At 46.4% G+C, this 10,037-nt stretch carries 6 protein-coding genes and 1 pseudogene; 1 reads left to right on the top strand and 6 read right to left on the bottom strand.

Annotation, left to right across the window (positions count from 1 at the left end):
- The 4 genes and pseudogenes from ACR2PX_RS21240 to ACR2PX_RS21225 form a co-directional block, all read right to left on the bottom strand.
- Positions 1-324, bottom strand: a pseudogene (locus ACR2PX_RS21240) (IS701 family transposase); the annotation flags it as partial.
- 83 nt (positions 325-407) lie between these two features.
- A complete protein-coding gene (locus ACR2PX_RS21235) occupies positions 408-920 on the bottom strand; it encodes a hypothetical protein (RefSeq protein WP_434001358.1) in 513 nt (170 codons plus the stop codon).
- 137 nt (positions 921-1,057) lie between these two features.
- A complete protein-coding gene (locus ACR2PX_RS21230; protein WP_434001357.1) occupies positions 1,058-2,410 on the bottom strand; it encodes an OmpP1/FadL family transporter in 1,353 nt (450 codons plus the stop codon).
- Positions 2,411-2,566: 156 nt separating this feature from the next.
- On the bottom strand, positions 2,567-3,181 hold the full coding sequence (locus ACR2PX_RS21225; protein ID WP_434001356.1) for a trimeric intracellular cation channel family protein: 615 nt from the start codon (positions 3,179-3,181) through the stop codon (positions 2,567-2,569).
- Positions 3,182-3,354: 173 nt separating this feature from the next.
- On the opposite strand from ACR2PX_RS21225, the gene ACR2PX_RS21220 reads away from it, so the two are divergent.
- On the top strand, positions 3,355-8,454 hold the full coding sequence (locus tag ACR2PX_RS21220) for a hypothetical protein (protein WP_434001355.1): 5,100 nt from the start codon (positions 3,355-3,357) through the stop codon (positions 8,452-8,454).
- 19 nt (positions 8,455-8,473) lie between these two features.
- Here ACR2PX_RS21220 and ACR2PX_RS21215 read toward each other — a convergent pair whose 3' ends face one another.
- Both ACR2PX_RS21215 and ACR2PX_RS21210 read right to left on the bottom strand, forming a co-directional pair.
- The gene (locus ACR2PX_RS21215; protein ID WP_434001354.1) at positions 8,474-9,013 is read right to left on the bottom strand and encodes a TIGR00645 family protein; all 540 of its coding nucleotides are present in this window, start codon (positions 9,011-9,013) and stop codon (positions 8,474-8,476) included.
- Positions 9,014-9,203: 190 nt separating this feature from the next.
- Complete coding sequence (locus ACR2PX_RS21210; protein WP_434001353.1) at positions 9,204-9,707, bottom strand: hypothetical protein; 504 nt, start codon at positions 9,705-9,707, stop codon at positions 9,204-9,206.
- Positions 9,708-10,037 lie beyond the last annotated feature (330 nt).

Genomic DNA, 10,037 nt, shown 5'->3' with positions numbered 1-10,037 from the left:
GTGACGAGGTTGATTCCCTTGACTACCCGGTGGTGCTTACCAGACCAGAAGTGGCTGACCAGTGCCACAGAATAGCTGTATGGTTTGTCGAGTACACTGTCATCAACACTCAGGGTGCCGCCAACAAGGCATAGGTCTTGAGCAGCCTCATCGAACATATCTTTTGGTTGATAATCCTCGCGCTGAAGAAAGCGATTAACGCTATCGTGAGAAATGCCTGTCACTTCTGCCAGCCTTGTGCATGTTGACGGGCTCACTCATCAAAAAGCCCATGTATTGTGAAAGAGTGCATCGTGCAGTTGTTGGGCGAGTAGTACTTCTCACTTTTATCCCTGAAAAACAGTCATTTCTGCCATTTATCAAATTTCAGGACACGCTGTCAATGCGTACGTCCTATCATAACACCACTACTGAGTATTTTCTAGTGATGAAATCAACAAATAGACCGTCCAGGCTTTGGAAAACAGCCCTCCTGTGCTGACTTTTTCCAACGATCCCCTTACCTGCCCATTGATGGAATATTGAATTTTTTCCCCTTTCTCGTCTGGCAATGCTACCTGCTGCTGGCTCCAGCTCTTTGGCAGACATTGACTGATGACTCGGGAAGCTTCATCAAAAGCATGAGTGGCCGTTTGTTCATCGGGCAGAACACGACTACAGACATAGCTATAGCGATTGGACCATTGCCAGATTTCACAGCCACCTTCCAAAGGCTGATAGTCTGTCTGCCAGATGGTGATTTTGTTATAGAAAGAAGGTTGTTTGCGAATGTCAGAGAAACCATCCTGGCTTTTAGTGAAAATCTGGCCAAGATCCTGACAGACTTTACCCTGATCAATCACACGTTTGTCAGTCACTGCTTCGTCTTTGTGACTGGAAGGCTGGGACGCACACCCTGAAACAAGCACACCCGTTGACATAACGAAGGTTGCTATCAAGAGGTTTTTTTTAATTGTAAGGTTGTTCAAGGTTGCTTTCATCGAATAATTCCCTGGTTCAGAAAAACCGATATCAAGACCCTGCCCGCAAAGCAGGCAAGGCCTCAGGCTCAACAAGTCTAGAAAATATAATTCAATTGTGCAGCCACAATATGAGAACTGTTGTTGTATTCGCCGGTTAATGTCCCATAACTGGGAATAACTGCGCCACCATTGGTGGGTATATCGTGTTTGGTTTCGCTAATTTTACCCTCTTTCAATTTGACGTAAGCATAGGACAAATCAATGGAGAACTTGGGATCAGGTTTCCAGTTAGCACCCAGAGTAAACCAGTTGCGATCAGCATCGGGCGTACGAGCGGTACGGTTTTTGTCGTCTACTGGAGACTGATCGAACATATAACCGGCTCTTAGCTGCCACTCGGGCATCACTTGCCATGAAGCCCCAAAGCTCCAGGCCCAAACATCTTTCCATTTGATGGGCACATAACTGGATAGATTTGGATCATCAGCCCTGACATAGAACTCTTCGAAGCGACTCCAGCGAGTCCAGGTGGCTTCCGCCATCAAAGCCCACTGATCATTGAGATTATGAGTTAGGCTCAGTGCTGCCTTCTCTGGCATAGTAATATCAAGCTTCCCTTTTGTTTTTTCATTAACTGGGACCTGAGCAATTTTCCCAGTTATAGGGTTAGGAATATTTAAAGCGCCATCTGCCGTCACATCCCCTTTTAACTTAAAATCAAGCTGAGAGAAGTACGCCAACCCCAAATAAGTCCGCTCTCTGACTTTCCATAACGCTCCAACAGTCCATCCTAATGTTTCTGCATCGCCATCAACTTTCGCATTAATATCTGCAATATTTGGGGGCAGATTCATAGCACTGCTTTTCTGTGTAAGCTCACCTTTCACGTAAGACCCAATAAGACCAAATCCAACCGAAAAGTCTTCTTGAAATTTGTAAGAAACAGTACCTTGAAGGTTTATTGTTTTGACACTAGTTTTATTACCAAAGTACCTGCCAGCCCAGTTTTTATCATAGTCAAGCTCTATACCATAGGGACCATATCCACTGAGACCGAAGCTGAGCTGCTCATTTACTGGAATCACAAAATGACCAAAAGGAACCCAGGTTGTAGACTGGAAATCTTTGGTTTTACCTTGCGCAATCACATCATTTCCACCTACTGGAATAGTATGCTTACCCTCAAACTCCCCTCCTTCGAAAATAACCGCAGAACCGACGGAAATCTGAGTACCTTCAACAAAAGCAATACCTGCCGGATTGTTTGCCGCTATCGAAGCATCCTGTGGGTTGGAAGCCTTCCCCGCAAAGGCTGTACCCATATAACTTGCCGAGTTTTCGTGAATGCTATAACCCGCAGAGTGAGCAGTGCTGGAATGAAATGAGAATGCCATGGCGGCAAAAAGAGGAGACAGCACCGCCGCCCCCTGTCGTGAACAGAAAGCCATTTTCAAACCTCAATGTGTGTGTGTTGGTTTGAAAGGTATAGACGCAGATACGCTTCCATGCCTTGTTTTACAGACATAAACGACGACTAGTAAATAACTGTTATTAAAACTTTGGAAACTCTGATCGAATAGCTATATACCAGAGTTCCCATCGGGTCAGCGGGCGATTGGAGGCAGATCTAAACGGGGAAGTGATAATTTCTTGTACATCGCCAACGATCTGAGCAACAGAATCAGACCGACAGAAAGCAATGTAGCCTCATTGACTCCAACACGTGGCCCTAAAACAACAAACAGTGCGCCACCAGCCATAGCGGCAAACGCATAAACTTCCTTCTTCAGCACCAAGGGTACTTCACCAGAAAGCAGGTCCCTGATTGCACCTCCGCCGCAACCGGTCAACACTCCCATCATCACAGCAACAATGGGTGAAGCACCAAAAGCCAATGCCTTGGTGACACCAATCACAGTAAAAACCGCCAGACCCAGGGCATCAGAAATCAACAACAGATTGTGAATTCTCTCATGCCAGCGTCGGACAAGAATAGACAGCAGGGTTGAAGCAAGAATGACCATGACATAATCATGATCCTGAACCCAGAAGACCGGCGTTGCCCCCAAAAGGACATCGCGAATTGTGCCACCACCCACAGCAGTGACAAACGCCAGAACCATTGCACCGAAGATATCCATATCCTTGCGACAGGCCAGCCAGGCTCCGCTGATAGCAAATACAGCAGTACCAAATAAATCCAGAGTATAGAGCAACATAAAAGAGAGACTGAATAAGGTTAATCAATACTCAAATTATAAATTCTAAGTTACCTTTCCCGTATCAGGACGCCTACTTAATTCAATAGGAACTTTCCACCCGCTCAAGGGTCTCAAGTATGTCCAGATGCCTTTATCTGGCGTGAGCTATTGCGATGACAGGAGGTCTATACATGCTGCAGCGTTCAGAAGCCAGTTCGGGTCTAATACAAGGCCGCCCAGTACCACACACTGTGGAACCACCAACGGTTCAACAGCCTGCGGTGCCTTCCATAATGTCTGCAGAATTAGCTGCCTCCCAAACTGGCACCAGGACACTGGCCAGCTATAGCATAAGGCGCGCTGGCTCCAAGCCTTCACACTCTCCCTTGAGCCTTGACAAATCAGCCCTATTTCTGAACTCCAGGCCAACGATGCCTGAAACCAGACACGAGCAGCTCACGAAACTATTGCCATTGGTTCAAAAGTGTTTTGATCAAGGAAAGTATGAGCAAACTATCAACTTTGCCCAGAAACAGCTGCAGATAACGAAAGGTTGTGAAGAAGAGCTCAAAGAGATTATCGAGTACCTCGATACCATTATTTTCCTCTCAAAATTAAATCAGGGCCAACTGGACTGCCTTGCCCAACTACCATCAGTTAACCGCGAAGAATTCATTCACTGGCATCTTGAAATAGCCAAAGCAGCAGCCACCTCATCCCCTCCCTTAACGGCATCCAAAGAGTTGGAACTGCTTTGCCTTAGAAGAGCGGCCGATGCTGGCAGCCCGAGAGCTAAACTGGAGCTTTCCGCTCAGCTGCTGCTTCCTGCAAAAGATAAAACTTCTGCTCTTCAGTTTGATGAGGGCATTAAATGGATGCACTCCCTGACCTTCGAAGAAATTGAAAGTCTGAAACCATTAACCAATGACCAGACTATTGTTCAGCAAATAACGCATTACCTACGTTCACCTTCTGAGAAAAGCAGAGCGGGTCTTGCCTCTTTTCTGATGGCTAATGAAGATCCAAATGTCAGACAGCTCGCTCCCATGCTCTACCTCAAGGAGACTTTTGGCGATCTGGATACTGAGAAAGCCGATGCCATTCTTAAATCTCTTGAAAAGGACTACGCCACAAAAGGTACTAGAACAGGAGATTCTGCTCGCTTTCTCTTTGACCTCTGGATGGCCGAATGCAACTGGGTCAAGGGAGAAGAACATCTGGCAGAGAAGACACTCGATAAGCTCTCTCGCAGTGGTTTCGCACCCGCACAACAACGACTGGCTGAGTTATATCTGACTTCCGGTACACCTCAAAAACGCGAAACCTTGTTGATATCCCTGCTTAAGCCCGAGACGAAACCCTGGATAAAATTTTGTCCGGACCTGGCCAATGCACTTTACCTGTGCTGCAAGAAGTTACCTGACTCTTCCCAACTGACACGGAGTGATCAAACACAATTAATCAATATCTGCCTGTCTCACTGTCACTCCGATGCCCGGGCAAGAGAACTTTATCCACTCTGCAAGGATAACCTTCACTCAGTCGATGACTGGAAAGCTGCTGGAACGGCTCAGGCCAAAGCTTTCCCGGAAAGAGCCCTGGCATTACTTGAAGACTGGCAATATTCCTGCGATCCACAGACACTGGTCTTCACCCATATGGTTCAGGTTTCCAATTATGGCTCTGGCGATGAGACTTTAATTGAACGGGCTTTATCGTCTGACAGAATGGCAACCCTGTATCGCCTTGCCTCTCTTAACCATTGCTCAGCCAGCTTGTCCAAAGAAGTGGTTTTCGACGAAATACTGGAGACCGTCGGCCAGAAAAGTCACTTGCTCAAGCGCTGGTATAATGAGCCCGCTTTCTTTAACAGTTTCTGGTACGACCTTAAAAATCATTACAGTCATTATTCCTTACCCGCCACATCCCTCCATCTGGCTCTGGCGATCGCTTCTGATTTGGGTGTCAGCCCTAAAGACTACGGTCATATTTATGAGTCGCTGGGAAAACTAGCTCTGGAACAGGGTAATACTGCCGCTTTCAAGAGTTTCAACAGGCAATATCAGGCAGCTAACCGATCCGATAGGATGGGAAGGCGATATGCCCACGCAAAAGAAGAAGACAGGAAAGATCTTCAGAACTATCGAGTCCTGTTCAGTGATCTGCCTCCCCACTATTCTGCCCTGTGTAGAATACAGGTCATCACTCACCATCCCCTGGATGTCTCCATCAAATGTCAGGAACTGCTGCAACTATCAGAGTCCCTCAAAGATGAGAAAAACCCAGCCATTCTCAAAGCCTGGCTGGATAAAGTCCAAACCTTATTCTCCTATTCAAGTCGTCATATTGATCGTGAGACCTTTCAAAAACTGACTCAACAGATGGATACTGTCATTGCCAGAACCCATTCTTTGACTCAAAACCATTTATCCTCTGTTCAGGCAATATTGGAAAAAAACCTTGCGGCCCTAGATGGACAATCGAAGTCATTGAGTGAGGCAGCGTCCGAACTGGAACTAAAAGCCGTTCAATGTTTTGGACCGCTCTCTAAAAGAAACGAGCTGTATCGTTGTAAATTACCAGGCTCATTTTCCTACGCTCTTGAGCAGCATGCTCTGGTAAGAACACTTGAAACAGAACTAACCGCAGCACAGGCATTGGCAGCACAGACATTGAAGGTTGTTGAACAGTGCCTTCAATACCCCAATGCTGATCCTCTGGCCGTGGCGCTCAGAACCCTTCCTTACCTTACTTCTGTACCTCGCCCACTCAAGACTCAAACCAAACTCTTGTTGAATCAGCTACTTGAGAAGATCAAAGAACAACAGGTGAAATTTGAAAAGCTGGATCACGTGCTCAAAGGACAGCAATTACAGGGATTATGCTCCTATATCGAAGTGAATAGAGAAGAAGGCACATCGGCACTGGCTGAAGAACTGGAAGTGCGTCTGACAGAAGAAACAGAGCAGGCCCCAGACGCACTGGCCAAAAGCATGTATACGGGACTCCAGAAAAAGGACAAAGCTTTTTTCAGTAAATTGTTTCAGTCTTCTCAAACTTCCCTGCAAGCACATATCAATTATCTTGTCAGTACATTACTGGAAGAGCCCCCCATGGCTGCAGAGTGGATCAGAGCCCTTGAGAAAGACAGGGTTGACCCGATCACTCCACAAGAGACTGAACAGATCATTGAAAGTCATTCAGGGCATAAAAAGCCTCTTGCCCGATTGATCTTAAGCTATCGGAACGGTGTCCCCTGCAAAGACTATGTGGTCAACCAGGTCAAGAACAAAACGGTTAAAGAAAAAGAGAAAATCAAGTTCCTTCTCCTCAGTCTGGAGCTTGGAATTCTCTCCAGAGAAGAAGCAAAACCGTTACTGAAGCATTTCCCACCTGATTCCCCTGAAAGGCTCTCACTCACTGCAGTGCTGGCAACTCATAGAAGCAAGCTTCCAACCGAAAAGCAATGCCTTCTGGCAAGCGAGAAGTATGCTTTCGATTTTTATCAGACGCTAGGTTGCAAACTGGTTGAGTTCAGGGACTTCTCTGCGGCCTATCATGCTTTGCTCAAAAAAAGCCCTTACAGTAAAACAACCGGACCTTATCTTCTGGCTATGCTGGCCTGGCACCATCTGCCATCAGGAAGCACCGATACCGATATAGCGGCAGAGTTATGTCAGTCTGCAGAATGCTTTCATCTAGAAGCCCAATGCCGTTTGCTCGACTGGTGTCTGCTCAACCCGGATACGGACTCCGGTGTAAAGTCACGATGTTATCGATACCTGAGCGCTCCCTTTCTCTGCCAGACACCTGAACGTGAGCTGTATCATGGGATCGCACAATATACCGGAATGGGCTTTCGTGAAAATAAAGAAGCGGGTCTGGCAACAATGCGTCACGCCCTTTCCAAAGGTGGTTTTTTACCTGCGGCTCGCTTGATTCTTCTGATCGAAAAAGGTTGCCTTCCAACTTCCTTATATCAGACGTTAAATCCAGCCCATTTTCTGGTCCAACCGTTAACGGATATTCCTGATGCGCTCGCTCTGAGCCTGCTCCCTGCAGATGTTGCATTGCTGACAAGTCATTTAAGGACATGCATATCTGAGAAAACTTCAGAAACCGCTCAAATGGAACAAGCCATTACTCTAATGAAACAGACCCTGGCAAGATGGCAAGGCCATACACCCAAAGCTCTTGCTATAACAGCAGCCCCCGTTGTTGACCCTGCTGAGGCGCATCGTGAAAGAGAAGAGCAGCATGTCATCAGACAGTTGACGCTGTCGGTATTGAAACCCAATACGGATAAAACAATGATTGCCAGATTGCTCCAGCAGCTGAAAGTCTTACAGGGTGAGTCTTACCCTGGCTTCAGTGATGAAGCTTGCGCAAAACTGATTGAACATCTTCCCATGGACAGTGAAGAACACTGCGAACATATTATTGAACTGTTTTCCGCTATTCGTTCACCCACCACCCGGCAGGAGATTATGGAAGGGGGTCTCAGTGACTTCCTGCTTGATTGCTTTTTATCACCCGGGGTTCGGTTGGCAGACTGCCGAAGAAAAGCGCTTGTCCATATGCTCCCCGAGTCACTTGAAATTGACAGCAGTTTTTCTGATGCCATGCTGAAGCTGGCTGATTCCCTGCCCTCAAATCCTGAACGGCTCTCTCCCAAAGAATTGAGAGTCGTTGAAAAATACGGAGAGGCTTCTCTTGCCCAGACAGCAGAGATGGCTTCTGCACTGCAACACCCTGAACTGATTATCACGGCTATCAAGAGTCGAAGAGCCAGTCCCGAACGATTGCTGGAAAAACTCACTGGGAAAATCACGGATAAAGAAAGGCAGGCCTGCATTGAGGTTTGCTATCGGGTGGCAACAGAGTGCCCTTCAGCACTGAAGCCGACCTTTTTTCTCCAACCGGTACTCCCGGCAAAAGACAAACTGGGCATTTTCAGATTACTTCCCACTGAACACTGCAGACGCCTGGGTACCCCTGTCATTTTGGAAATAATGGGTGAGCAGGCGCTGGTTGAGCTGGAGCAGGAACTGTACTCAAGACATCATGCCCTGAGCAAAGCCAGGCAAATCAACAGCAAAAGCCAGAAGTTCAATCTCGAAGATATACTGAAAATCTACCTTTCTCTTCTCCAATACGGGGACATCCAATTGGCCATGTCTATAAAAGGCAGAATCATTGCCGAGGCTGAAAGAATTCTCTCGAAACCTCGACAGAAATGGATGGGAGACCGATCTCGTTGGCTGGCTATCGCAGCGTTAAACCTGTGGTAACCAGCCACTCTAACAGAGCCTAATCGATCAGTTTTTCTGACACCGGGCTACTAACGCCATTAGGCTTCGGCTTTTTCCTGCCATAATGATCCAGGAACCCCATCAACAAAGCAGAAATCACAAATGTCATGTGCATCACGACATTCATCAACAACTTATCGTTGGTTATATTTTCCGCATTCATGAAGACTTTCAGAAGTTGAATGGAGGATATAGCGACAATGGAGGCAGCCAGTTTGGCCTTCAGTGAACTACTGTCCATTTTACCCAGCCAGCTCAGTTTTTCAGTATCTTCATCAATATCCAGCTTGGAGACAAAGTTCTCATAGCCAGAGTACATCACCATTACAATCAGGCCGGCGACCAGAACGACATCAATCAATGTCAGAACTTTTAACGTAATATCATGCTCTGCCAGCTCCAGCACATTAAAGCCCAGATAGAGTACCCCCTGATAAAACTCAATCAATAACACAATAAGCACCAGGCTCAGTCCCAGATACATGGGGGCCAGTAACCAGCGTGCAGAATACAGCACACGCTCAAGCAATCTCTCCATCAAGACCTATACCTCTGACATCAGTAAAATCAGGTTCAAACGGTGGCCTATTTTGCTCTGATTAGACCCGTTTCGCCAGTCAGGACCGTCCGATATAAGTACGAAGGAAGAGAAGTGAGGAAAGCCAGTGCCTCGCAAGGAACTGGCTATAGGAGCCTTGTGAATTTAAGACAATTTCGGCCCCTGGTAGTCAGTTATAAGAAGCTTCAGTGATGGCGTCATTGGAGCCATCAAGGGAAAACTTTACAGAGCAGGTGAGTAGCTCTCCCTTCTCCCCATCATCACGGGACTGGAAAGAGTATCCCAGTTGCAGACGCTCTGCCATTTTCATCTGTGCAAACAGTCCTTTCATTTCGCGGTAGTTCGCAAGCTCAGTGATCACCAGCATACCCTCACTGATAGAACCGTCGAGAGAATAACTTTGTTCCATACCCTCAATATCAATGTTTACCGTAATTTCATCACCATTACGCAGGTAATAAGTGTCAGAATTAAATAGCTGAAGTTCTTCATCTCCATCAATGCGTGTATACATCAGGTAAGAACTTTTATTCTCATCTCCAGGGCTTATTGTATAGGCAACAATATTACCAACGGCATCTTTTGAATTAATCCACTCAACTGCCTTAGCAGAAATAGAGATAGACGATGCCAGAACAAATGTAGTCAGTGCACAGGTGTATTTTTTAATCATTACTGCTTGTCTTTCTTTTTGGCTCTTAGTGGATTCCGGGGAGCTGGAAACAGGATGACTTATGTGGCTATGAATAGAAGACGTTTTCTTGTAAAACAGTCCTGAATCCGTGAGTTCATGATCGTTAAATTTGCCAAAAACTTAGTAATATCAGCATCTGTAGACTAATATTTGCTCATCTGGGTTTTCACCCTATAAGTGCGTTTTTGTGGAACTGAAATTTGAGCAATCCGACACGGAGTTTTATACCCCTGCAGCTGGCCTGTATTTTGTGGGTCACGCCCTGAACAAGAAGACATCCCTAAAAAAATCACTGCGCTCTATCAAGAA

Origin of the sequence: Endozoicomonas sp. (genome assembly GCF_051008435.1) — a bacterium.
GTDB lineage: Bacteria > Pseudomonadota > Gammaproteobacteria > Pseudomonadales > Endozoicomonadaceae > Endozoicomonas_A.
The sequence above is the reverse complement of the archived record's forward strand: the minus strand, read 5'-3'. Positions and strand labels throughout refer to the sequence as shown.

Coding starts and splice junctions, on each gene's coding strand:
- ACR2PX_RS21210 (WP_434001353.1), bottom strand. CDS start 9,707: ATGATTAAAAAATACACCTGTGCACTGACTACATTTGTTCTGGCATCG.
- ACR2PX_RS21225 (WP_434001356.1), bottom strand. CDS start 3,181: ATGTTGCTCTATACTCTGGATTTATTTGGTACTGCTGTATTTGCTATC.
- ACR2PX_RS21215 (WP_434001354.1), bottom strand. CDS start 9,013: ATGGAGAGATTGCTTGAGCGTGTGCTGTATTCTGCACGCTGGTTACTG.
- ACR2PX_RS21220 (WP_434001355.1), top strand. CDS start 3,355: ATGCTGCAGCGTTCAGAAGCCAGTTCGGGTCTAATACAAGGCCGCCCA.
- ACR2PX_RS21230 (WP_434001357.1), bottom strand. CDS start 2,410: ATGGCTTTCTGTTCACGACAGGGGGCGGCGGTGCTGTCTCCTCTTTTT.
- ACR2PX_RS21235 (WP_434001358.1), bottom strand. CDS start 920: ATGTCAACGGGTGTGCTTGTTTCAGGGTGTGCGTCCCAGCCTTCCAGT.